The sequence below is a fragment of the Eudoraea chungangensis genome, assembly GCF_029360665.1.
Classification (GTDB): domain Bacteria; phylum Bacteroidota; class Bacteroidia; order Flavobacteriales; family Flavobacteriaceae; genus Eudoraea; species Eudoraea chungangensis.
The window spans coordinates 339,852-365,426 of sequence record NZ_JARDUB010000004.1 but is presented as its reverse complement, the minus strand read 5'-3'; the positions used below and the strand labels follow the sequence as shown (position 1 = coordinate 365,426).

Sequence of the window (25,575 nt, the reverse complement as noted above, 5' to 3'; positions counted from 1 at the left end):
TATACTATTGTTGTTTTAAAACCCCTCTTCTTGGATGCTTTTTTGAAGAGATTGCATAGGCTGTTGGTCTACTTTTATGGATCCACTTTGTGGATTGTTAAGGTCTACGATTAGTGTAGAAAGAGCAGCAAATGCCATAATAAGCGGAATAATCATTAGCAATCTTCTAGACTTATTGAATCCTGCCTGCATCCCTATAGATAATATGGCTAAAAAAGAAATAATAAAAAGCGTGACCCAAATACTATGTGGAATTCTTGTGCGAGTTCCTGCGGTTACTCTTTTTTCATGGATGTCAATTACTTCATTTATGGCCTGAGTTAAGAGGGAGGTATTTGTGTTTGGATTCGCAACGGCCACCGATGTAATTCTAGCCCAGAGACTCTTGTGAATCTCTACAGATTGTACGATGGCATCCTTAACATTTAGACTTTTTAAAACCTGCAATCTGATATCAATATACTTAGCCAGATCTTTTTTTATTGCCGTCCCATCCTCATGGTTTATCAAATCGGCCCTTAAAAAAGCAGTACCTACAGCATTTGCTTCTTCCATTACTAAATCTTTGCGCAATCTAAACTGGGTTGCTACAATAGAAAAAGTAAAGGCCAATACAAATGCCCACATACCAAGTAATCCTCCGGAAATTTGACCAAGCGTACTAGGTTCTTTAATATTTTTTTTAAGATAACGTCGAATAGCAATTTGATACCCTAACTCATAAAAGAGAAGAATTAAAGAAGTTATGGCAAAAAAAGTAGTGTAGGCCGAAAGCGAGTCAAAAAGAAAGGTATCCATAAATCAACAAGTGGTTTTTAATAAATACTTCTAAAAAAAAGAAAATGACATCATGGCTGATTAAAAGGTATTGTGGTTTATATAACCCGATAATATCTTACTTGAATCTATTCCCATTCTTTTGTAAATTTTCATAGCATCTAACTCCGTAATATCGAGCGTTTTTAAGCGCTCCTTTCTAACAAAAAAAACATCTCCTGAGCTTGGGTTTGGAGCGCCGGGAACAAAAACGGAGTATAAATCCTCATCAATTTTGTCCATAAGAAAACCAACCTGCCATACCTCTTCAATATCTACCAGAACCACCTTTCTAAGATTTGCAGATTTCATACCAATTGCCTCTTCCCCCATGCCCTTAAAAAAGGTATAGCCTGGTATTAGAGATAGCACATTTGTCTCTATCCAGTGTTGCAGTTGTTTGGCTTTGTCAGTCTTAGCCAATAACCCGGCCAAGAAACATAAAAAGACCAGAAAAATAAAAGATACGATTCGTGCTAAGGTAATACTATCGATTATTTCAATAGAAATTTTACTAACAAGTGGTGCAACAACGGATCTCAATAAATCTATTACCTTAACCAATAGAATAATTATAAGTATTAAAGGTACCACGAAGAAAATACCTCCGATTAGCGTTGTTTTAATAAAGGATGTTATGCTTTTCATCAGTATATAGCTTTGACTTTAAAGTTAATTCCAGACCCTGTTGTGCGTTACATTGAGAATCTTTTTCAAATTAAGTACAGTTCGAAACAGGGGCAGAATTTAAAAATTATTGCGCCAGACCATACTAAAATAAGCGAATTTTTTTAAAAGTAGCTTAGCCACCATTTATCTCTGTTGTTGTTCTTGTAGTCATTGTACTTACGGCATAGAGGATAGAGTGCAATAATAATTACTAGCCATAAAAGGTAGACTACACCTAGTCCAAATCCATACCCCTCAAGGTTGGGACTCATATTGATCCACAAATCAATGACCATATCCGAGGCACTGAATCCTGTTGCGATTGCCGCAAAAAGCGCCAATATATGTATGAGATATAGATGGATTATATAGAAGAACATCGGGACTCGTCCTACAATGACCATTCTTTCGACAAAACTACCTTTCCATTTTTCTGCCAAAGAAAGAAATACGAGAGATGGTCCTAAGGTAATTAGGAGATATAATAAAGATGGGGGATACTTACTAACATTAAAAAAGGACATGATGGTGAGGCTTAAAGAATCCTGAGCTGACCATGGTACTAGATCGCCATAAATATTTACAAGTCTTACGGCAAGAAAGACTACCACCATTCCAATACCCCATTGCATAAGTCTTTTCCTCCTTACAGGTGTTTCAACTTTTGGTAAATAAAGTTCTCCCATATAATAACCCAGGGGCATCACAAATACCCAAGGTATAAGTACGTAGATTATCATATAAGTTGTGTTTTGATATTCCAATAAGGCAAATTGATGTAAAAAATTCCAAAAGATAGAAGCTAATTCTCCTGAAGGGCTATAATTGTCTAATAAATTATGACCAAAGATTCCTATAAGACACAGAGCTATAGTTAGTTTTCTAGGGAGGTAAATAAAACCAGCCAAAAAAATCATGCAGACACCCAGAATCCATATAACCAAGAAATGCAAAAACTGATAGTCTAATTTAAAAAACCAAGCGAACTTAATTATCGTAAACTCAGCAATAATTAGCCAAACACCTCTTTTTAGAAGCCATTTTGCCAAGGAATGTTTATCTCGTTTTTGACCGACAAAAAAAGCGGATGTCCCCGCTAGAAAAACAAATACCGGAGCGCAGTAATGGGTAATAAATCGGGTCCAGAAAATGGCTCCTGTAGTTTGTGTTAGATCATTTGGTTCAAACAGAAAGGCATCGGCATGGAAATAATCTCTAACGTGGTCTAATGCCATGAGAATTATCACTAACCCCCTGAGCATATCAATAGAAGCTATACGTTTTCTTGATGTTGGTTTTATCATCTGGTTGGTTTGTTAAAAAAACTTGACAATAATGAAAAGTATTTTTACTTGGTTCTTAATTGGAAAGATAGATAAAGTTGTTGAAGAAAATTAGCTGGGTATAAACTAAATTTTGAAGGAACTCTATAGTAGCCCGAATATAGATGAATTTCTATAAATTATTCTCATTTTTCTTTAAGGAGAATGGCTACATTTCCTGTTTTAAGGCCTTTTTCTACATATTCAAAGGCATCCCTGATTTCCTCTATTGGATATACCCTATCGATTACCGGACTAAATTTTTTTGCCGTGATGAGATTTTTTATTAGTTCCAGACTCCTACGCTTATTTGGCGGATAAGGGAAGACTACCTTTTTACCCTTTTCATTGGGGAGACTCCCAAATATCTTGGATACCAGAGCTAAGCCCAAATTAATAGAATTTTTGCCTAATTCGGAGGAAATATATACCCCTCCTTCCTTTAATAGGGGTTTACAGGCATCAAAGGAACTTTTACCAACACAGTCGAAAATGTAGTGGTATTTTTTTTTGGCTTTAGTAAAATCCTCCACCTTATAGTCATATACCTCAGAGGCCCCTAACTGTCTTAAAAGGCTTAAATTTTTAGTATTTCCGACTGCCGTTATATGGGCCCCATAATGTTTTAATAATTGAATCATTGCCGTTCCTATTCCTCCAGTTCCTCCATTAACCAAAACCTTTTCTCCTGACTTTAAAGCTACTTTATTGATAAAGTTATAGGCGTAATGGGCACCTTCGAGACAGCAGCCCATCTCCAGAAAATCTGTGGTATCGGGCATTACTCCAACTGCTTTACTTTCTGCAATGCAAAGATACTCGGCGTAAGAGGAAAGCCCGGCATCATCAAAACCAAACACTCTATCGTTTAGATCGAAACCTTTTACCTTTGATCCTTTTTGGACAACTACTCCAGAAAATTCTGTGCCAAGAATATTATTTTTTGGCCGAAACAGGCCCATGGTTAAGCGCATAATATCTGGCTTGGCTCGAAGATTGGCGCAATCCGTTCGGTTAACAGAAGTTGCTTTTACTTTAATCAATAGCTCGTCAGACTTAGGATTAGGTTTTGGTACCGAGGCGATGGATAAGACCTTAGGAGGTCCGTATTGATAATATACAACTCCCTTCATTTCATTATAGTTAGGATTATTTCTACTAATATACTTAAGGCTTTCTGAATATTCAGTATAGAAGCAGCTGTGGCGGCCCTTTACTTTTCATCGACTAATTATTCATTGGTCAATTTTAGGGGTCTATCTTTTTATTTTGTTGGTTCCAAAAATCAAGAGCCAGAGGCAAATGCCAAATTCTCCAATGGTACCGGGAATACTAATAATATTTGCTATGGTATATTCCGAATAAGAATCTATCAACAGACCACCAAAAAAATCAATTAGGTAACCAAAGCAACCTGCCATTAAGAAAATTCCAAGAAGTTTAGGCAGAAAGCCCGATTTATATACTAAATATCCAAATGGAAACAACCAAAGCCCCCAAAAGATTTCAGAAATTTGAACCCCGTTGTAAAAATAGTTGAGTTGCAGCATAATCTGATTTTGAGTATCTACTGAAGAATATCCAGAAAGATAGGATGGATTTTCTAATAGAGTTAGTACTGAAAACTTATTTAGCATATTAACAAAGCTTATTGGAATGCTTACCACTACCAGAACCAACATTACCATTGCCTGGTTTTTGTTTACAGATTGCAAGAGCTTGTATAATACTAAAACCAAGGCCAAAAAGGAAAGAAAGGTTATAATACCTGCTGTTATCCCAAGCTTAAAAAGCCAAAGTGAATTGGTTAAATTAGTAATGGTAGTTGGGGCGTCGTTCCATACAATTAGTTTGGATGGAACTATCATGAGGTTGAATATTCCAAAGAGAATTAACAGTAGATAAAGGAATCCTGCAAGGCGAGCGGTTTTGTTTCGTGTAGTCATCTGGTTATTTATTGTGAGACGATCTATGAAAGAGAATGTTACCAACTATATTTTTTTCCGTCCTTTTTTTTTATTGGAGTATATTCTTTAAATCCTCGAAACTCATCAAATTTAAGTTTACCGTTCTGTTTTTTTCAAAAATGTTGTATTCAAAAAAAGGATTATTTGGACCAATTGCTTTTCCAAGCGGATGTTTTTTAGATATAAGCCCTAACCCCCAATCGGTATCAATACAACAGGAAAATAATGATGGGTTAAACCTAGCCTTCTGAAATGCTTTCCATGTTGTGCCATTCCAATAACCATGGGCAGGTGTTTGTCTGTAGTTATAATTTTCCCTGGCATGCCATTCCGTAGGCGGATTACAGTCGTGTAGGGCAATAAAACCATCGTCTTTTAGGTATCGCAAGGCATTTTCAATATCTTTTTGTACTTGTTCCGCCAGATGAAGTCCATCAATAAAAATCAGATCAAATTTAATTGTATTAGACAAAATACTTCCTTCATCCAATTGCTTAAAAAAAGCATCACTGCTTAATTTAAAATCAATTGTGGGATCAAAAAACTCCACCCCTGGATCTACACTGTATTTTTTTGTAGCCTTAATCTGCTTATAGTTATCGGCCGTGTTTCGGGTGCCAATTTCTAGGTATGTAGTGTCCCTTTTTAGATAAGCTAACAAAAAATTTAAGACTTCGGTACGTTTGGGTTCTTTGCTGATCTCCATGGCAGTAAGTTCCTTGGTCTTAAAATAAATAGGATCATTTACCAGACGTCTCCCTAGTATTAGATGCTTAAAAAAATTATAATTGTAGGCCATTCTATTTCACACGTAAATTTCAGATAGACTTAATATGGAATTCTTCTATACGTTGAATCTTTTGGAAATAAACTTAATTTGTCCACGGTGATTAGACTCGTGTTCACAAACATGAAACCATTTACAGTAGTTGTTCGTGGGCTTATCTTCAAAGAAAATCACCGACTTTTGTAACCAACTATCATCTCTTTTGGCAAATTCAACTTTGGTATGGTTTCTCACTTCCTCTAATTTGTTAAGATAGAAATCAATAGGCTTACCTTTTATAATTTCTCGGGCATTTTCTCCTAAATTCATTGGGATGTCCCATTCTTCTTTGATAGTATCACTCCAGCTACCCCAACTTAGTTCATCGAAGGTATTTAATTGGTAATACTTTTCTGTAGCCGCCAAATGGAGTAACATAGCACCAATAGAGTTGGAAGTATCATCTAGCTGAAAATCGAGCTCTTTAACGGTGAGATCTTTTACACTACTAATAAGCCAATGACGCATCATTTCCATAGTAGATAGAAGTGTCCCAATTTCAGGGGTATATCCTTTTTTTGGACCAATCATATATAGGCTATCTTCCTGTAAAGTACTTGTATTAGTTTTCTGCTGGCCAATTATAGGACTTACTACCGTGGCTGCAACGGCCAGTGTTGATCCTTTTAAAAAAGCTCTTCTATTTTTCATTTTTTCCAGTTTTTATTTTTTATATATATGTGTATAGAGCGTAAAGACAGTCTATGGTTTTAAATCAGCAAACTGTTGTTTTAATTCAGCTAGTCTATCTATGGCATCCTTACCAATCTTTTGATCTGCCTTATTATTCATATTATATAAATAGTTGATCTGATCAGAAAGCATGGGTTGCTCATATATGCCATCCTTTGTTTTTAGTTTACCCAATGTATCTTCAATAGCAACAATTTCTTTTCTATTCTTTCTTTGTCCAGATTCTTTTAAGTTGCTTAATTTTAAATCTAATTCCGATTCGTAGCGCAGGGCTTCGTTTAAAAGTGATCTTACTTCAATTAAAAAGGCATATTGTTCCTCTAGAATTTCTTGATCAATACCCGCAGAAGCTACTTTAGGGTCTATCCATATTTCAAAAGGTTCTTCGTAGCTATTCCCATTTACACTTAATTTTGCATAATAAATGCCGGGAGGCACCAGAGGACCATTCTTAAAACGATCATCCTTCTCTATATTCCATGGTCCTTTAGACCTCATATTCCACCCAAATCGATGTAGGTTTTGATCATTTTGTAAATTGTACCAGATAGGCTCGTCCATGAATTCGGTACTCATATTTCTTTGTATCTCAGGACTATTTACTGAAGAGCTATCACTGCTAAATCTATTTACCAATTCTTTTTGACTATTAAAGATTTCCAAAACTACAGGAGTATCAGAGGCCTTATCTAAGTAAAAATCTATGGGTACTTCGGGTATTGGGTAGGTCGGCATTGTACTGTTTTTAGCCCCCGAGGGATACCTATACCTTATTGTTGGGCTAGAATTAAACAATTTTGTTTCCTTGAAGGTATAAGAAGTAAGTTGCCGCAGTACCTGTATGTCATCTAAAACCCAAAACCCTCTGCCCATGGTTGAAAGAACTAGATCATTTCTGTGTATTTGTAAGTCGGTTATAGGTGTTATAGGCATATTATTCTGTAACGGCATCCATAGTTCACCGTCATTGATCGACATAAATACACCATATTCTGTTCCGGCAAATAGCAGACCTTCCTTTTGAGTATCTTCGCGTATGACACGCACCGGATAGTCTTCAGGAATACCATTATTTCCATCGGTTAGCAGAACCCAAGACTCTCCGTAGTCTTCTGTTTTGTAGATATAGGGTTTTCTGTCTCCAAGTTGGTATAGGAGAATACTGGCATATGCCTTAGCCGGGTCATGAGGCGAAGGTTCAACGGCATCTACTCGTCCTCCCGGCGGAAGGTTCTCTGGGGTAACGTTGGTCCAAGTATTTCCTCCGTCAACTGTAAGGTGGATTGGACCATCATTGGCACCTACCCAAATGACACCCGGTTTAATAGAAGATTCTTTGATAGCGTAGATGGTGCTATAAAATTCCTCACCGGTAATGTCCCTGGTAATCGGACTCCCTGATATAACCTGTTTATCGGCTTCAAAAGCCGTGAGATCTGGCGAGATAATTTCCCAGCTCAGTCCTTCATTTGTAGTTTTATGTACATATTGTGAGGTGTGGTAAATTGTGCCTGAGTCATGGGGAGAGATGTGTATGGGAGAAACACGCTGAAATCGGAACTTTAAATCCTTTGGATTATGTCCGTACATATTCGAGGCCCCAACATAATAGGATTTCTCGGTACCAGTTTTTTTGTTATACACTGTAAACCGACCCTTACAATTAGAATAGACTATATCAGGATTTGTTGGATGCGGTATTGCGGGGCCCGTCTCGCAACCTCCTGTATTTAGAATAAATCCTTGTCCGGGTAACTGATGCCCATAAGGGGCCATGCTTGGCACCGATACGGTAGAATAGTTGTCTTGCTGTCCACCATAGAGCCAATAAGGATATTGATTATCAACTGCTACCTGATAAATCTCAGAAGTCGGCTGATTGAATTGAGTAGACCAAGACTTCCCACCGTTATGGGTAACATTGGCACCCCCGTCATTGGCCTGGATAAACAAGTCTGGATTGTCTGGATTGATCCACATATCATGGTTGTCCCCATGAGGCACGGATAACTTAGTCCAGTTTTTGCCACGGTCGTCCGAGCGATAGTAGCCTGTGGCCATAGCGTAAATCTTATCAGGGTTTTTAGGGTCAATTGTTATGTTCGTATAATAAAATGGCCTTGTACGGATCCCCTTGTTACTAGACACTAAGGTGAAGCTTTCTGCGGAATTATCAGAAATAAATAATCCTCCTTCCTCACCAGGTGCTTCAATTAAGGCGTAGACCAATTCATTTTCTGCAGGGCACACCTCTAGGTCTATTTTTCCTATCAGATTTTGGGGCAGGCCTTTCTCAATTTTAGTCCAGGAATTACCGGCATCAATAGATTTATAAATACCACCTTCTTCCAAGCTGCCGCCACTTATTATAGTCCAGGGTTTTCTTTGTGCTTTCCAGGCTGCCGCGTAGAGGACATTAGAGTCCGAGGACATAAATTCAATATCAGAAATACCAACCTCCTCTGAAATAAAAAGAATTTTTTTCCATGTTTCACCCCCATCGGTAGTTTTATAAACACCCCTCTCTTTATTGGGTGTAAATGCCCGTCCTATGGCGGCAACATAAACGGTATTATTATCATTAGGATCTATGCGTACGGCACCTATCTGCCCCACATCAGAAAGTCCAATTTCAGTCCAGCTATTACCAGCATCAATAGATTTATACATTCCCTTTCCTTCAATTAGATTACTTCGATATCCATCGGTACCTGTTCCGATATAAATAATGTTAGGATTATCTTGCGCAACCGCGATAGATCCTATTGATGGCGTCTTAAAAAATCCATCGGAAACATTTTTCCATGAAGTACCATAATCTTCTGTTTTCCAAACACCTCCACCGGTAGACCCCAAATAAAATGTACTGGGTTGGCTGGTAACTCCGGCTACTGTGGTAACTCTTCCACCTCTGTAAGGGCCAAGTTCCCTGTATTTTAGTGCTGAAAAATCTTGTGAAATTACATTTTGAAAAACTAGAAATACACCAGTGAAAAGTAAGGTTGAAAGGGTTTTTATCATAAGACTTAAGATTTAATTTTTAGATTATACAAGTAGATTAAAGCCCACCTGTATATGGGGAAGTAAGATAAAACCCTTTTAATTGAATTCCAATCTCGAATTGGTATTTTTGATTCTAAGAAAAGCAGGTACTTATGTTCTAAATGAATATTTAAAGTAGACTGCTCCTTTCAATATCCTAATTACGAACCGCGACACTATTTTAGTTCAAAATAACTGTCTTGCTCTGAGTAATCGCAATACCTTATTTAGTTAACCGATCGCCGGAAACAGCTTTTTATCTTTTGTGAAGGAAATGAGGCCGGCGATAATTGCTACCCCAATACCAGCACCAACTGCAACACCGAGGGGAATCTTATTAATAACTATGCTAAGAGCCGTTCCTACTCCGATGCCAACGATAACAGCCATTCCAGGAGACTTCTCTTTTATCATATTGACTTACCAGGTACAGATTGCAATTAGTTCTTTCTTCTGGCATTAATACCAAAGACTTCTTCCACAGATTGGTACCATTCGTCATCGTTTGCGGCATTCCAATTAACCCATTCTTCGTCACTCATGGAAGCCCTCCATTCAATAAAGGGTATAGCGTCAGGGCCAACGGGGTGTCTTAGGATATCTGTTTCCTTGTTTACTAAATCTAACATAAGATCCGCTACCAGACTAGGAGAGGTGGGCGTTTCTAAAGAGGCGGAGAATAAACCTGCAAAACGAAAAGACTGTGGATAAATAGAATCCCCCGGTTGGCTGATATTTTTAGCCATATCGGTATCAATAATACCTGGTTCTACAATATTTACTTTAATATTGAATGGTTTCACTTCTTGTGCCAGGGCTTCACTGACGGCTTCTAAAGCAAACTTACTCGCGGCATAAGCGCCTAATGGGGAACTGGCTACATGTCCTGCGACTGAAGCTACATTAATGATCAGACCTCTTTTATTTTTTCTCATATTTGGCAATACTGCCTTTGTACAACGCAGTACACCCAAATAGTTGGTGTTCATTATGGCCTGAATTTCACCTATGGGCATTTCTTCAATAGAGCCATGTCTTTCAATACCGGCATTGTTTATCAATACATCAACTCTATCGGTTTCCTTAAAAATCTGATTTACAGCCTCTGTTACGGAAGCATCGGAATCTACATCCATTTTAATAATAGTAATTGGAAGGGCTTCTGTTTCAATCAGACTTTTAAAAGCCGAGGCGTTCGAAGGAGTTCTCATTGAAGCGAATACCTTATTACCTGCTCTGGCTAAAGTGATAGCTGCCGATAGGCCAATTCCTTTACTTGATCCTGTAATTAAAATAGTTTTCATCCGGGTTGGTTTTAATTTAATACGGTATAGGTGAATATTGATTTAGGAAGTATAAGATAATCAATTTCACGGTATAAAGTCCTTAGTGCAAAACTTAGTATTAGATTTTCAGGCTTACTTAAGAGTCGAAACTATTTTTCCGATATTTTTGTAAGGCTAGTAAGGGAAAATAACGCTTATAATTCCTGTAATGTATCATTACGGTTTTGTAAAATAAACCACTCATCGGCTGTACTGGCCAATCGCCATTTTCTCCTTGCTGATGCAGTAGCCAGTTTATGGCTTTTTTCAATCGCTCATCGCTCTGAAAACCGCCATTAATCAAGGCAATAATGGCCCAGGCTGTTTGTTCAACAACGCTATTCTCTGCTTGAATATACCTTCTAGCTAAGGCAGATTCTTGTGCTTCGCCCCAACCTCCATCTTCTTTTTGGAAGTCCCAAAGGAAAGCACAGGCATTTTGAATTGCTACATGATCCTCTTTTAAACCTGCCATCCTCAGTCCTTCAGTAACAAAGCAGATACCATAGGTGAAGCATAAACCCCATAGGGCTTCCCAACTCCCATCTGCATTTTGTGAGTTAAGGAGGTATTTTATTGCATTTTCACTGGCTTCCTCCATTTGTGGGGTATAAAGATGAGGTCGATATTTTTTTACAGTGGCAAAGCATTGTAGAATACTTCCTGTGCATTCTACATAGGAATGATCTATCATAATATCTACAAAGACATTAGCGGCATTAAACCATTCCAGTTTTGGACTTCCAATAGCCTTATCTACACTAGTCCATCCACCATCCTTTCCTTGAAGTAGTAATACAAATTGGATGGCCATTTCTAAATTTGCATCTGTAAGAATTTCACCACCATAACTTTCTGTTTCTAAAAGTCCTTTTATTGCTTCTGCAGTACAATCGGAAACTACCCAGCCATTGTCTAAATAGCTAAAGGTCCACCCACCTTGTCTTGGTAACCGATGGTACTTAAAAGCGCTGGGTAATTCTTTATGCACCTGATTTTTTAAAAGAAATTTTCTGGTTTTTAAGGCCATTCTTTTTAAGTCTTCTGCATTGGGAGTTTCCATTAGGGTTTGAAGAAAAAAATCGCAATCCCAAGTAAACGTATTCGTAAACCCTTGCATTAAAATTTCTTCTTCACTTTCCCACAGATAAAGAGGAAGTTTCTCCCAAGACTTTTCTAATTCCACCGTATCTCCTCTAAAATGGTGAATTAGGGTGTTATAGACTGCATTGACAGGTGCCTGTCTTATGTAATTGGAATGCTCGTCCTCATAGCGGATATGATTGTATACTAGGGCTAGTGCCCTTTTTTTAAAGTGCCTAGGGATTAGTGGGTCGATTCGTTTAATCCACCAAACAGAAATTTTATAAATTTTTGTTACGGGAACAATATCATCCTCTATTGCAAAATTTCCCCGGTATTTGGCAAAATGGATAGATTCATACGGTGTCTGATACAACTCTTCCCTTAAAGCTAAGATTAGACTGTCTGCTTCAATAGCAAGCTTTTCTCTGTAAAAATAGGACATAGGTAAATAGATGATCCTGACATATCCGGAAATTTTTCTGGGATGAAAAGGAAACCAAGAGGGGAGCATGTACAATTCGGGAGGTACAGGGGCAACACCCTTATAAGAGTAAAGATTTAAAAAGGATAAAATGAATTTACACCAAGAAGCAGCTTGCAAGGGCCCTCCTTTTTGATGAATCCATTGAAGTGTATATTTTACTTCTGCATCTGTAGGTTCTAGACCTAGAAATCTTAGGGCGATGTAATTAATTATAGAAGTAAATAAGGTTCCCGACTTGGATTCTTGATGCATTCCATAGCTTCCATCTCTTAGTTGGTGTCTAAGAATATAATTGCTCATTTTTCTCTGAGTGGTACTGGAAATGGGCTTCTTGCAAATTCTCAAGGCAAAAATATACAGAGGCAATAGAAACATTGGCCCATCATAGGGCACGGGCCATGTTCCTTCCTCGGTCTGATTTTCCCTCATCCACTGAAAAGACTTCGCAATACCCTTATTTATTTTTGAGATTAAGGATTCATTCATTAAACAGAAACTATTCTTAGGAGTTTGTCGATGATTCGGAGAATTATACGTCAAGACCCAGGTAATATAGAGCATTATAAAAGGTAAATATAGCTTAAAACTTCTTTTTCTTTTTAGGTTTTGTTTTAGGCATGCGAACAAATAGCTATCTTAGTTAAGATATTGGATGTTATTAATAATACCCCTATTTTTTCAAGAATTAACGGGAAAGAGATATCTTTGTTATACCATAAAATACGCCTTTAACTTGTTTAATTATTTAGGAATTTATGAATAAGTAATAGAGCCGAAAACCAAATGGAAAATCACAAACAAAAGTCAGATGCAAACTACGATGTACTAATTGTTGGTGCTGGTATTGCCGGTTCTGCAATGGCGGCTAATTTGGCCAAGTTAGGCAAAAGAATCGCTGTTGTTGAAAGAGACTTAAGTGAGAGAGACGTAATAATTGGAGAGTTATTACAACCGGGTGGAGTAGTCAAACTCCAAGAAATGGGTTTCACTAATTTTATTGACAATATAGATGCGCAAGCCGTATATGGTTATGACATAATTTATGAGGGCCAGGACTATGTAATTCCTTATCCCACAAATACAGGAGAACCCTGTGGGTATGGTTTTAGAAACGGAGCGTTTCTACAAAATATGCGACGGCATATCCTGGAGCAGAAGGATGTAACCGTAATTGAAGGTTCAGTAACAGAACTTATAGAAAAAAATAACGTAATTATTGGTGCCAGGTATATTCAGAAGAAAGGCGATAGGGTACAAGAATTATATGCTTCTTTGACTGTTGTTACTGATGGGCCCTTGTCTAGTTTAAGAGAGATCCTATCTACTCCTAACAAAAAATTGAATGGTTATTTTTTGGGCTTGCTATTAAAAAATTGTGAGATGCCGTACGCCAATCATGGCCATTTAATCATGGGCGATCATCCTCCTATTGTAGTGTATCCTGTAACTTCAAATGAATGGAGGATTCTGATTGATTTTAAAGGAGAAAGACCACCACGTACAGGCAAATTATTTCGGCAATATCTTAAAGAAACCTTTTGTGAAGCCCTACCTCCTTGTGCAAGAGAATCATTTTTAGAAGCTTTAGAAGAAGGGAAGATAAAGACCTTTCCCAACCACAGACTACCGGCTAAACCAGTTTTAAAAGCTGGAGGAGTTATTTTGGGAGATGCACTAAATATGAGGCACCCCTTAACTGGAGGAGGAATGACAGCTGCTTTTAATGATGTGTTACGTCTTATAGACAATCTAAAGAATGTTGCGGATTTTACGAATAAAAGGAAATTGGGGAAGGCAATTGAGAAATTTTATAACACAAGGCATTTAGGTACTCAGACTACCAATATCTTGGCAGATGGTCTATACGGAGTGGTGTATAATCCAGATCTTCGAAAGGCTTTCTTTGAATATATTAGTAGGGGAGACAAGTATGCTGAAGAGACCTGTTCCATTCTGGCAGGACTTAACAAAGACAAGAGTCTATTGTTAAATCACTTCATAGGGATGGCTAGATACGGTACGCAGCAACGCATAGCTAAGGCAGAAGTATCTACAGAAAATGTCACCCAATCATTTACAATGGTGAAAGATGCTGTTGGTATAATTACCCCATTACTCCTTACAGAAAAACCAGATACAGGGAATAAGCTTATGTTAGAGGCTTTAAACAGAATTGTCTAAGACCCTCCTTAAAACCTACAGGGCAAAGTACTAAAGGGTAAAACGGTCTCTGATACGAGCAATATGATAGCCCTTGTCCAAAACCACTTTGCTTTGCGGGCTTTCCAAATTCAACATAGGATTGGTATGGTTCATATGTATAAACCATATTTTATCTTTTTCTTTTAAGGGTAGTTTATCAAATAATTCCATGCTTTCTAAAACTGTTGGATGAGGAATTTCGGAGATATCTCTATTGTCTATTTCCATTTCACTGTAGAATCCTGCATCTAAAAATGCATAGTCTACTTTCTTAATTTCGCTGCTAATGTTCTTTTCCCATTTATACCATTTGTCAATATCGGGAATAAATAAAACTGATTTGTTTGGTCCTACTATTTTATAGCCTACAGTCTCGGAATATTCATCCCGGTGAGGAACGAGAAAGGGAATCACTATTAGCTCAGAGTTCAATTTTATCACTTCCTGATCTGCAATTGTTTTTAGTTTAATGTTCTTTAAATCTATCAATTGGCTCCATGGTCCATTATTTTGTAAAAAGCTCGTCATTTTAGGCATGGAATATACCAGCGTTTCTTTTGCGCCAAGGGCTTCTCTACCAAAATACATCAGGCCGGTATAATGCCCTATATGAGCATGCGTAAGAAAAATACCATCCGGAGTTTCTTTTTCAGATAAGGGAAGATAAGTCTTCAAAAGTTTTAATTGCTCTGTAATATCAGGTGTTGCATCAAATAGAAATTTTTTGTTATTAATAGGGTCTATAAGGCCAAGCGATACTACCTTTCTGTTTGCGTCTGGTTTTAAAAATAATGTCTCACAGCACGACTTTTTACAGCCAATATGTGGAGATCCTGCGTCTTGTACATTACCCAAAATGACAAGACTAGGCTTGGATCCTACTTTAGCCGGTAACGACTTAGAATCTGCTTCAACCTCCATGGAATTTTGGGGTAATCCCAAATAAGAGCACAGTAGTAAAACTAGGAGAGAAAGAAATGTGTTTGTTCTCATTATAAATTTCCGTTTGCTTTTTTGCTTGCCCATTCCGTCCAAGAACCATCGAATACGGATTTAGGGGTATTGTTTACTAGTTCGGCAGCTAGCATTATTATACAGGCGGTTATTCCAGAACCACAGGTGAATACCAAAGGTTTACCTTTACTTTCAAATTTGGTAAAAAGTGGTTTAATTTCTTTTATGGATTTGTACTTTCCATCTTGCAATACTTTGGTATATGGCAAATTAAAAGAGTTAGGAATGTTTCCACTTCTCAGACCTTTTCTAGGTTCTTCTTCTGTACCTTTAAATCTTCCTTCAGATCGGGCATCTATTAAGAGTTCTTTTTTGGAAGTTACATTTTCTGCAATGGCGGCATAGGACCTTAGGAGGTCTTTTTGGAAATTTGCGGTAAAGGACCCCTTACTTTGGCTCTTTTTAGTAATTTCTTCTAAGGGTAGGTTCTGCCGCAACCACTCTGGTAGTCCCCCGTCTAATACGGCCACTTCTTTATGTCCCATAATGCGAAATAAATACCATACTCTTGGACTAAAATAAATCCCTTGGGTGTCATAAACAACAATAATACTATCCTTGTTAATACCCAGTAGCCTTGCATTTTCTTCAAAATCATTTGGATTTGGAATGGTATTTGGCAAGAGACTTATTGGATCTTGAAATCTACCTTTCAAGTCGAAATACCTTCTGCCTTTAATTCCTTTCTTTTGATAATAGCTGCCTACGTCTATCCCAGCCTCAAGGAGTACGAGTTTTGGGTTATCTAAGTTTTTAATAAGCCAATTGACAGAAACTAACGGATGCATTTTAGATAAGAATTAATTATTCAATGTAATTTGGAATAAAGCTTTCCTCTACAGCTTTTTTTATTAAATAAGGGGGGAGAAGACCTTGGGATAGGACAAAATCATGAAATTCCAATTCGTTAAACTTTTCTCCCAAGACCAATTCTGTTGCACTTCTTAGCTCCATCATTCTCAAATAGCCATTAAAATAAGATGTTGCCTGCCCTGGTGCCCTGAATCTATAACGCTCCAGTTCAGAGCGTACCAAGGCTTCGGAGAGTTGAATTTCTTTTTGAAGAATATAGCGAGCTTCTTCAGTACTTATGATGCCTAAATTTAGGCCTGGGTCTAAAAAGGCTCTTGCCGATCTAACTAACCTACTCCACAGGGTCATAAATTGTCCTTCAAGCGGTAAATATGGCTGGATGACTTCTTCTGCATAAAGAGCCCAACCCTCGATATTTACACTATTTGCGGCGAATATCATTCGGGCTTGAGAGACTCCTCGTTCTACCATGGCCGTAAACTGTAATTCATGACCTGGTCGGCCTTCATGGGCAGTGAGTGCCCAGGAAGCGGCTATATGAGTAAAATCATCAATTTTCAGTGAATTACCTGCCTTACCTCCTGTTGATTTTAGAGGCAGGACAAATTCTCCATATTCCCCCGTATTACCAATGAGGCGAGGTGGGCTCATGAAAGGTGCCGGCGCTGCAGCACTTTCTGCCGGTGTTGCCAACCTAATAACCATATCGCGATCTGGGAGACTCAAAATGCTCTGATCTCTTATTATCTTTTCAATTTCCTTTATTTTATCCTGATATACGCTTAAAATTACTGAACTATCCAGTTGTTCTTTTTTAAGTTCAACTAACACATCTCTATAATCACTAGAGGCATAGTTTTTCTGAAGTGCAATTTGTCTGGCCAAAACCTGTAATTGAGTCTGAAGCTCTTTAAAAGAAACCATGGCTCTTTTTTGCAATTCTTCAATAGGCATATCTATACCATACTCTTTTAAGTTAAATGCATAAATTTCGGGAGGTAGCTTAAAATCTATACGGGCCTTGGGAAGTATTTCTTCTTTAATATATTGGTTGTAATCTGCTATTTGAGAAACAAGTGTTTGATAATCCTTTTCGTAGCCTTTTAGATTGTATTTTTTAAATAAAACTTCAATCTCTTTGATATACTCATCTGCAGTTTGCAAGTCGCGCTCTATTTCTGTTTTAAAAGGTGCTACTCGATTATTCTCTCTATCCCATTCATGCTGCATTTCTTGTTTTGCTAATTCCGTCATTGGTTGATAGCCGTCCATGTTTCCCACATATTTCTTAAGTCGAATAAGGCTAGCCTTTTTCCTTTCTGTTGGAATCCTATCTTCCAATAAACCTCGAAGGCCGTCGTAAACATTATTTGCCACATTGTGGTAGGGTAAGAGGTATTTATTCTGTAATCCGTAATCTTCTATGGAACTATTGATGCTACCAAGTAGTATCTGAAGATCCTCCTTGACATTCACATCTGTGGTTTCCTTTAACTGTTTAAGTAAATGCACTTTTGTGTTCTCTTCGTCAGCGAGCGCTCTCTCCCTATACCCCTTTGTAAGGTCACTTATTTCCTCATCAAAGCCGTCTATTCCGAAGTTCGCTGCGGATTCTGGATTGTGCTTAGCCAATACCATTAAGAGTACTTCCGTATTTTGATTGCTTTCTGCGATCCAATCTTTTGGTTGCTGTGCGGAAGCGAAAACAACAGTGGCAAGAAAAACAAAGACTAAAGAAAAAGTAGACAAATAGGTTAATTTGGATCTTGAATGAAGTAGTTTTTTCATATAAAACATAGTATTATTTAGGAAAAACAAAAATAACCACGGCTCTAAAGCCAATATCGGCCCTACCGTTATTCGGAGCAATTAGATTAAATCGTGGTCCTACGGCAAATTGTGTTTTTTGGGTTCCAAGAGATGTAATCCCACTTATCGTAGGATTAAACCACAGAGTAGTATTGTTTCCGGACCAATTCTGTGTTAATTCAAAATTACCTCCAACGCCGGCACCACTTTTCCAGTTATAAACAAAAAAGGGTTGAAAAAATAGGCTGCTTACATCAGTTCTGTTGCTATTTCCGGCGACACTCCAAATTTGATTTACTAAACCACCAAAAGTGATATCGTTGATTTGATAAAGGGCCACCGCGGTGGGTCCGATACCAAACTTCTGAGAACTTAGAAATTCGTTTGTACCGGTTGGCACTAGGAGGGCAGGGCCTGCGCCCCATGTAAGTCCATTTTTAGAGTTTTTTGGACTAACAAATGCACTGATTACGGCATCTCCAAGACCAAATTCTGACGAACCCACACTAGTTATATTGTATTGTGCAATAACCGGCAATACCATACGTGTAATTAGGTTGATATTTTCATTCAAAGCTATTGGAAATACAGGTTGAAAATTCATTGTATTCCTGCTTCCGTTATTTGGTCCTATACCAATATCGGTATTATTCTGAAAAGGAACACTAACCAGACTGGCAATGGGGTTAGCCAATTTTTTAGCTATATCTTCATTGTTATTTGCAGGGGCCGGATCTTCTTGGGCATTTAATACAGTAAAATGTCCAATGGCAAAAAATAATAACCCAAGTATATTTCTAGTTTTCATTGTATTTTTGAATCAGTTATTTACTAATTATAATATAATTTGGACTGGAACTATAAGCGTACTTCGGTAGAGAATAAGAAACTAATGAATCCTCTCCAAACTTACCCAGAAAGGAAAGATTCGTTTGTTATTAACTGAATAGAAAGGGATAAGATCGGCTTCCATGTTTTCTAAATCTAGCTTTTCCATAACTATCATATCGGTTTCCTGATCACTAACTTTTTGCTGATAAATTCTACTACCAGTTTGTAAAATCATTTTACCACCCCCATCTACAGCTTTAATAAATTTAAAACGTGCTATATAAGACCCTTTTTCTATACTAACTGCCCATTTCCCAAATACCTCTTCTTGATCCCAAATTCCTCTATCTCCACCGGCGTCGTTTCTGTTTAGAACAACCGGATTTTCAAAAGGACTACCTACCGATATCAGAGGAGGATCAAGAATATTCTTTGAGGTAATTAATTCCTCATAAGTCTTGGTCAAAGAAGTTTTAAGATGTCTGGCGAGGGCATTGTTTTTACTTAGTAAATTATTTTCTTCATAAGGGTCTTTTTTGAGATCAAACATCTCAAAATGGTCTATGGGGGCATTAGAATTAGTCATTCCCACTAATTTGTAGTTTCCTTTTTGAACTGCCATATTGTAATTTAGTTCTGGGAATTTTCTAGACCAATAGAAAAAAAGTTCTCTTTCAGCCAACTCGGAATCCTCATTTTCTAGAAGGGATTGGAAACTTCGTCCATCTATTTTTCTATCCGTCGGCACAGTAGCTCCACAAAGGGTCGCCAGTGTTGGTAGTACATCGATATGCGCGTTAGCGGTAATTATTTCTTTACCTCCTCTTAGCTTGGCCGGATATCGTAAATAAAATGGCACTCTGACACCTCCTTGATATACACTGCCTTTACCTCCCCGCATTCCACCAACATACCTTCGTTGTTGAGGACCATTGTCTGTCATAAAAATAAATACTGTGTTTTCCACGAGTTTAAGGTCTTCTAATTTTTTAAGTAGTTTTTCAATATTGTCATCAATATTACTAACCATTGCATACACTCTTCTGGCATCTTCTTTGTCTTTTTCGGTCATATCCACTGGCCTACCTGGACGATTATCCAGTCCTTTCGAAGGATCAATGTCTTTGTACATATCATAATATTTCTCAGGAACCTGCAAAGGAGTATGTGGGGCGTTAAAGGAGAGATAGCAGAAAAATGGCTGGTCCTTGTTTTTTTCAATAAAGGAAATGGCATTGTCTGTAAATATGTCAGAACAATAGCCTTGATATTTTTGTTGTTCATTGTTGTGCCAGAGCACTGGATCAAAGTAACTTCTGTCTCCTTTAAAGTAAGTGGTGAAGTCTCCAACCTGTCCCATGCCTCCGGATAAATGTATTAAGGATTCATCAAAACCCTGATCCGATGGACGAAAAGGATAATTATCGCCCAAATGCCATTTTCCGAAAATTCCTGTAGTGTAGTTTATGTTTTTAAGCATTTCTGCGATGGTAACTTCAGAACTGGCCATAATTGCCCCTCCGTTGTAGGTGTCTCTCACTCCTGTTCTAAGAGAATACCTGCCCGTCATAAGGCTAGATCTAGTTGGAGCGCAAACAGGTGAAACGTAAAAATTTGCCAGACGAATACTTTCCCTGGCCAAGGCATCTAATGTGGGAGTTTTAATATGAGGGTTGCCGTGAGTTCCAAGATCTCCATAGCCCTGATCATCCGTAATAATAAGAATCACATTAGGTTGATGCATTTCTTGCGCAAAACCAAACTGGAAATACAAACAAATAAAGAGAAGACTTAGGCTAGGTTTGATTAACATAGAAAAAATGTATTATGCCTTGAAGGTAGTTAATAAATTTCAAATTTTTCGGACAATAAGGTAGGACTAATTTTAAATAAAACCTTATCATTATGGTATTAGTTGGGAGTGTACCAGATAGGAGAACTATAAGCTCTTTCTGTTGTAGTTAAAGGAACATTCGGACTTAATTCGGCCTCATAACGGATCTTGTCGTATAGTGTCCAACGAGGGGTTGGAATTTCAATTACTCTAACATAATAGAACGATTCATGGGAGGGATCAAAACTTGGATCTTGCCAAACCACTTTTAGTTCCGTGGCCCCAATATCATTGTTCCAGGTACCATTTTCTAAGTCCACCGTATTTCCAACAGAAGGGATTTTACCGTTTATATTGGGTTTGCGATCTCCGCTCCACGCCACGTCGTAGACTTTCTCATCAAGAGACCCATCCGACTTTATCCAACCTTTTACGATCTGCAACCTATCTAAACTTCCTGATTCCGGATCCATCATTGCATGCACCAAAAAAGTTGGGGCATCCGATGCCGACTCTTTTAAATCTCCTCCCATGGGTACTCCACGATTATAACCGGTCTCTACGTACTTTTTGGTTAAATCATTTTCTGTAAAATCCCATCCTCCAAAAAAACGTAACTTAATTCTAGAGCCCGTGGTAGCATAGGTTTCTTTTCTGGCCATGGCATCAAAAAGATCTTCTCTCGTATTTGACTTTGCCCAAACGGCGGCATAGCCTGAAGCAATAGTCTCGGAGGCAAATATAGTTCCCAGGGAAGATTCTAAAAACACATGACCCGCTCTTTCTTTAGATGGTTCCACATTTGACGCTTTGCCAAAGAAATTATTATCATCGGCAGTTGCCAGTGATGTGTGCGAATCGGTGCTACCTATTAGACCAAATTTAAAAGGGTTTATGTTCATCTTTTTTTGATACTTAAGCCCAATTTTAAGAGCAGATCGAAGGTATTCATATTGGAGCATGTCCTTTGTTTTCAGCTCGCTATAATCCAGATTCGTCTTGTCCCAATTTTCATAATCCGCAAACTCGTCATTTGGAGATAAAAATGGATGTGATTCTCCATCTCCTTTTATCTGGGTAGCCTCGTATAATGGTTCTCTTTTAAGACGTTCTTTGGCATAACTTTCCGTAAAAGCTTCTCCGTTTACTCTTGTTTCTGCAAACATCATCCCATTGCTCAGGTTTCCATTGTGCGGTATGGCAAGCACTTGCCCGCCGGAGGTGTCTTCATAACGTTTCATATTTTTCCATAATTCTTCCGGATCAGAGCTGTCTTCATTGGTAAAGGGTAAATGGTTTATGGTTTTATCCCCATTGTCTCTATATACTACTACTCTGTGAAGATTATTTCCTTTAATGAGTGAAGTCCATTCATAACCAATGAAAGCTGTAAATCTTCCCGGTTCGTTATATTTTTCTGCTGCTTCAACAACGGATTTCCAAACAGGAGTCATCAAATTGGTATTATTGGTTTTAAAAGACAAAGTACCTTGGCTAAAATTGGAGATAATGTCTATTGCGGTTTCTCCTGCCTTGCCTTCATCGAGCATTTCACTCCATCTTTCACCTTCAGGAGTATCCATTATAAACCCTTCTTTGGCATCCAGCATCGGAAAAATACCCATTCCGTCTGAATGGTCCGCAACGACTAAAAAATCTAGTGGTCTTGATAGTTTGGTCTGCATCCCTGAACTGGAAGTAACCGTTTCTCCTCTGGCAAACCTGTAGGCTTCGTCCATTCCTATCCGGTTGCCAAAAGCCCCGGCATCTAAAGAAAGAGCAGTATGGAGGTGTGTATCACCCCAATATACCTCATTCCATTTATTTTCTTCTATGGAAGCTTCTTGACTTTCAATGGTTGGAGAAAGCTCATCTTTTTTCTTATCCTCCTGCTTACAAGAGACCAGAAAGGAGAAAAGTAGAACACTACTTAACAAGTAGTTGGAGAATTTCATAAGCTTAGAATTTCTATTGAATTTACAAAATTATGTCCTGTTTTTAACGATAAAGTTTTTCTTTTTAGTCCATACCTCTGGGAGCTCCCCTATGATTACTTTTTATTTTTTCTCCCAAGCTTATAACCAATTGCGAGTTTTGCCGCCGTTTGTTTTATGGAAATATGGTTATCAAAATCTAGGCTAGAAACAAAAGAATCTGTTCTAACAGTGAGTACCACATAGTAGCTTTTAGCGTTGTATCCAATTCCGCCGGATATAGCCAAATCCATAATTAAAGGATTAGAAGGACGGTAACTTAGGTCTTCAGTTTCTACTTGTTTAATCGTAATACCAATACCGGGAATAGCATTTGCCATCGCATAGAAATTACTGCCCAAGGGAAAAACAGAAACAATGCCTCCCATTATTCCAAAAGCGATATCGGTTGTCTGTATAATCTGGGCCTGTTCGTTAAAAAGAGGAATAAATTCTTCTGGTATAATAGACTCTGCTGCCTTTAACCTCCCATATTCTAGAAACCCTCCTACACCGAAAGAAAAAGCTGCTTTCTTCTGATGGTATAAACCGGAATGCATGGCCGCAAAAGAAAGCTTATTTACATTGAAGAGGTACATATAATTAACCCCCATGGAAAAAGTTTCTATATCGGGTCTAAAAATCTTGTCATCATTGAGATCGTTTTTTATTTCAAATCCTTCATAATCCTGTAGAAAAACGTCAAACAAGTGGTTTTGAATCAAAAAAGTAGTCTGCAAGTCGAACCTCTTAGTTGCTTCTTCCTGATTACCATTGATATTAATCATAAAATCTGCAATCAATTTCCTGGTTGCCAAACCGGCTCCAACACCAGCTGGGTTATTTGGCACGTAGCGGAGTTTGGCGTTATCATTGCGTAGAATAAAACGTTGTTCTTTGAAGCTGCCAAACAAACGCACAGACCAATTGTTTATATCCCTATCAATCAACAAGGTATCAATAAAAGGTATGGTCTTTAAGGAGTCTAAAGCTTTAATGCTTTGTGCCTTCGAAAGGCTAAAGGAAAAAAGTAAAAGTAGAAATAAATACCAGTGCTTTATCATACACTATAAGATTACGTTAAAGCCAATAATTAATCAAATTATTCGGAAAATAATTTTCAATTGGTCGTTGGGTCCTCTATTCTCCAAGGAGGATTTTTTCTATTTATTCCTGCCTTATATAGAAGTAATAAATTTCCATCAGGATCTTTTAGCCTGGCCTCTCTCCATAACCACCTTTTGTCGGTAGGTAACTCATCAAAACTAATTCCGGCTTTAACGAGTCTTTTTACCGCTTCATCAAGTTCATCACTTTCGAAATATATATAGGCACCCTGCCCAACGGGTAATGTATCTTGAAGATGAACAGAAAAAGTGGCTTCGCCCTTAGGACATTCAAAGCGGAGGTAATGGGGAAGGGCTTTAACTATTAGTTTTAACCCCAATTTTTGATAAAAAGCAAGAGAAATCTCAAGATTTTTTGATGGAATTGTAATCTGGTTTAGGTTCATATTACAAGTTACAAAAAGTATGTTATTGTAGATTCTTTGTCAGTCTAATTTTGGGAAATTTCAACTCCGCTAAAGTGTGGTTTAATTTCTTATATTTATCAGGATCAACCTTTAGAACTTTATGAAAGAACTTACACCTGATGAAAAAATAAATGTATACTGGTCTGGAATTGGTTATATCAATGGTCTAAACCGGTCATCCGAGATTAAAGCCGGACTAATTATTTCTTTTTATGGATTACTACTGGGAGTAGTCTTTGAGGTCGCGACTGGTGTAGAAAGCAGTTTAGAACTAAATCTTTTATTGAGCAGTATTTTACTGGTATTTGTGTTTTTTGTGGCAAGATCTATTTATTTTAGTTTTAAGTGTTTTATGCCTCAAATTGAAACTAAGTTTAGTCCGAATATGTTTTTTTTCCATGATGCCGTTACAAAATATGGACAGAGTAAGGACTACGCCAAACAACTCATGGAATTAATGGACGACGAAACCCAATTGTATGAACAGCTGGGGGAGCAGATTTATGTCAACTCGCTTATCGCTTCTAAAAAGTTTCGCGATGTAAATAAATCCGTAAAAAACCTAGTCTTTAGTTTTATTCCGCTTCTGATCAGTGTGGTAATGATTATTGTACAACGATTTCTATAATCTCTCAGAAGTTACTGGTTCTGTTCTGGACTAATTTTTATTTAAGCGATCTTGTAGCTCTTCTACTTTGATAATTTTTGCCTGATCCCTATTTGTTTTAGCCAAAGCGGTATGGTAGGTGTGGTTTTCCAAAAATTGAATCTGCATCGCTAACCATTCTTTTTCTGAATTGACAACACCGAAATGACTAAATTCTAGATATAGTCTATTACTCCACATATCATAGTCATTGCGCCCAAGATAATCCAAGTCTGCATCGGCTAAAATTTCTTCATAAAGTGTATGGGGATTTTGAGGAACTTTAGTTGCTCTAATCATCCCGCTGATTAACTTTAACTCCTCTTTCGAATAAAGTAAAGATAAATAGGGTTTTACCAAAAGTATGCTATTTTCTTCATGGTTGATCGGAGATTTAATATAGCCGTAATCATGACTAATAGCTGCAATTCTAATCAAATCTGCTATACTACTTTCAATTTCATAATGGTTTATATAAAAATTGCAAACATTAGCTACGTCTAAAGTATGTTCTAAGCAGTGATAGGTTAAACTACTGGAGAGTCCTTTCTTTAAAGTATCCAGTATGTCTAAGCATACTTTTGGATAGGCCTGTTTGTTTTGAAGAGTCATTGTGGTTGTTTTCAATTGCCTTCAGCAAGCTTAAAATAACATTATATTTTAGAGATATCCTCGAGTTTACGAAAATA

At 37.7% G+C, this 25,575-nt stretch carries 22 protein-coding genes; 2 read left to right on the top strand and 20 right to left on the bottom strand.

Annotated elements, in window-relative coordinates; translation table 11 throughout:
- Nucleotides 1–15: 15 nt before the first annotated feature.
- The 11 genes from PXG98_RS11565 to PXG98_RS11515 form a co-directional block, all read right to left on the bottom strand.
- Nucleotides 16–798 carry a bestrophin-like domain gene (locus PXG98_RS11565; protein ID WP_276391245.1) on the bottom strand — a complete coding sequence of 261 codons (783 nt, stop codon included), beginning with the start codon at nucleotides 796–798 and terminating at the stop codon, nucleotides 16–18.
- Nucleotides 799–858: 60 nt separating this feature from the next.
- On the bottom strand, nucleotides 859–1,464 hold the full coding sequence (locus PXG98_RS11560; protein WP_276391243.1) for a DUF502 domain-containing protein: 606 nt from the start codon (nucleotides 1,462–1,464) through the stop codon (nucleotides 859–861).
- Between the two features lie 143 nt (nucleotides 1,465–1,607).
- Complete coding sequence (locus tag PXG98_RS11555) at nucleotides 1,608–2,789, bottom strand: acetyltransferase domain-containing protein (protein WP_276391242.1); 1,182 nt, start codon at nucleotides 2,787–2,789, stop codon at nucleotides 1,608–1,610.
- Between the two features lie 164 nt (nucleotides 2,790–2,953).
- Nucleotides 2,954–3,940, bottom strand: coding sequence for an NAD(P)-dependent alcohol dehydrogenase (locus tag PXG98_RS11550; protein WP_276391241.1), 987 nt, complete (start codon nucleotides 3,938–3,940; stop codon nucleotides 2,954–2,956).
- Nucleotides 3,941–4,063: 123 nt separating this feature from the next.
- Nucleotides 4,064–4,753: a DUF4386 domain-containing protein gene (locus tag PXG98_RS11545; RefSeq protein ID WP_276391240.1), complete on the bottom strand. Its 690-nt coding sequence runs from the start codon at nucleotides 4,751–4,753 to the stop codon at nucleotides 4,064–4,066.
- Nucleotides 4,754–4,823: 70 nt separating this feature from the next.
- A complete protein-coding gene (locus PXG98_RS11540; RefSeq protein WP_276391239.1) occupies nucleotides 4,824–5,573 on the bottom strand; it encodes a class I SAM-dependent methyltransferase in 750 nt (249 codons plus the stop codon).
- A 45-nt stretch (nucleotides 5,574–5,618) separates the two neighbouring features.
- On the bottom strand, nucleotides 5,619–6,251 hold the full coding sequence (locus PXG98_RS11535) for a DinB family protein (RefSeq protein ID WP_276391238.1): 633 nt from the start codon (nucleotides 6,249–6,251) through the stop codon (nucleotides 5,619–5,621).
- A 51-nt stretch (nucleotides 6,252–6,302) separates the two neighbouring features.
- Nucleotides 6,303–9,314: a WD40/YVTN/BNR-like repeat-containing protein gene (locus PXG98_RS11530; protein ID WP_276391235.1), complete on the bottom strand. Its 3,012-nt coding sequence runs from the start codon at nucleotides 9,312–9,314 to the stop codon at nucleotides 6,303–6,305.
- 252 nt (nucleotides 9,315–9,566) lie between these two features.
- Nucleotides 9,567–9,749: a hypothetical protein gene (locus PXG98_RS11525; RefSeq protein ID WP_276391233.1), complete on the bottom strand. Its 183-nt coding sequence runs from the start codon at nucleotides 9,747–9,749 to the stop codon at nucleotides 9,567–9,569.
- Nucleotides 9,750–9,775: 26 nt separating this feature from the next.
- Nucleotides 9,776–10,639, bottom strand: a complete 864-nt coding sequence (locus tag PXG98_RS11520; RefSeq protein ID WP_276391231.1) for an SDR family oxidoreductase — start codon at nucleotides 10,637–10,639, stop codon at nucleotides 9,776–9,778.
- Nucleotides 10,640–10,757: 118 nt separating this feature from the next.
- Nucleotides 10,758–12,716: a prenyltransferase/squalene oxidase repeat-containing protein gene (locus tag PXG98_RS11515; protein WP_276391229.1), complete on the bottom strand. Its 1,959-nt coding sequence runs from the start codon at nucleotides 12,714–12,716 to the stop codon at nucleotides 10,758–10,760.
- 297 nt (nucleotides 12,717–13,013) lie between these two features.
- Between PXG98_RS11515 and PXG98_RS11510 the strand changes: the two genes are divergently transcribed.
- Nucleotides 13,014–14,411 (top strand): FAD-dependent monooxygenase, encoded by a 1,398-nt coding sequence (locus PXG98_RS11510; protein WP_276391228.1) that lies wholly within the window; start codon nucleotides 13,014–13,016, stop codon nucleotides 14,409–14,411.
- 30 nt (nucleotides 14,412–14,441) lie between these two features.
- On the opposite strand, the gene PXG98_RS11505 is transcribed toward PXG98_RS11510, so the two are convergent.
- The 8 genes from PXG98_RS11505 to PXG98_RS11470 all read right to left on the bottom strand — a co-directional run bounded on the left by PXG98_RS11505 (nucleotide 14,442) and on the right by PXG98_RS11470 (nucleotide 24,219).
- The gene (locus PXG98_RS11505; RefSeq protein ID WP_276391227.1) at nucleotides 14,442–15,425 is read right to left on the bottom strand and encodes an MBL fold metallo-hydrolase; all 984 of its coding nucleotides are present in this window, start codon (nucleotides 15,423–15,425) and stop codon (nucleotides 14,442–14,444) included.
- Nucleotides 15,425–16,234, bottom strand: a complete 810-nt coding sequence (locus PXG98_RS11500) for a sulfurtransferase (protein ID WP_276391226.1) — start codon at nucleotides 16,232–16,234, stop codon at nucleotides 15,425–15,427. Before PXG98_RS11500 ends, PXG98_RS11505 begins: the two co-directional genes overlap by 1 nt.
- A 16-nt stretch (nucleotides 16,235–16,250) precedes the next feature.
- A complete protein-coding gene (locus PXG98_RS11495; RefSeq protein ID WP_276391224.1) occupies nucleotides 16,251–18,047 on the bottom strand; it encodes a DUF885 domain-containing protein in 1,797 nt (598 codons plus the stop codon).
- Between the two features lie 13 nt (nucleotides 18,048–18,060).
- The gene (locus PXG98_RS11490; RefSeq protein WP_276391222.1) at nucleotides 18,061–18,876 is read right to left on the bottom strand and encodes a hypothetical protein; all 816 of its coding nucleotides are present in this window, start codon (nucleotides 18,874–18,876) and stop codon (nucleotides 18,061–18,063) included.
- Between the two features lie 81 nt (nucleotides 18,877–18,957).
- Nucleotides 18,958–20,712: an arylsulfatase gene (locus PXG98_RS11485; RefSeq protein WP_276391219.1), complete on the bottom strand. Its 1,755-nt coding sequence runs from the start codon at nucleotides 20,710–20,712 to the stop codon at nucleotides 18,958–18,960.
- A gap of 98 nt (nucleotides 20,713–20,810) precedes the next feature.
- Nucleotides 20,811–22,688, bottom strand: coding sequence for a DUF3604 domain-containing protein (locus PXG98_RS11480; protein WP_276391217.1), 1,878 nt, complete (start codon nucleotides 22,686–22,688; stop codon nucleotides 20,811–20,813).
- A 95-nt stretch (nucleotides 22,689–22,783) separates the two neighbouring features.
- A complete protein-coding gene (locus tag PXG98_RS11475) occupies nucleotides 22,784–23,770 on the bottom strand; it encodes a DUF4421 family protein (protein WP_276391215.1) in 987 nt (328 codons plus the stop codon).
- Nucleotides 23,771–23,826: 56 nt separating this feature from the next.
- On the bottom strand, nucleotides 23,827–24,219 hold the full coding sequence (locus tag PXG98_RS11470; RefSeq protein ID WP_276391214.1) for a VOC family protein: 393 nt from the start codon (nucleotides 24,217–24,219) through the stop codon (nucleotides 23,827–23,829).
- A 121-nt stretch (nucleotides 24,220–24,340) separates the two neighbouring features.
- On the opposite strand from PXG98_RS11470, the gene PXG98_RS11465 reads away from it, so the two are divergent.
- Nucleotides 24,341–24,868, top strand: coding sequence for a Pycsar system effector family protein (locus tag PXG98_RS11465; protein ID WP_276391213.1), 528 nt, complete (start codon nucleotides 24,341–24,343; stop codon nucleotides 24,866–24,868).
- Between the two features lie 30 nt (nucleotides 24,869–24,898).
- Here the strand turns inward: PXG98_RS11465 and PXG98_RS11460 are convergent, their stop codons facing one another.
- The gene (locus tag PXG98_RS11460; RefSeq protein WP_276391211.1) at nucleotides 24,899–25,498 is read right to left on the bottom strand and encodes an HD domain-containing protein; all 600 of its coding nucleotides are present in this window, start codon (nucleotides 25,496–25,498) and stop codon (nucleotides 24,899–24,901) included.
- Between the last annotated feature and the right edge of the window lie 77 nt (nucleotides 25,499–25,575).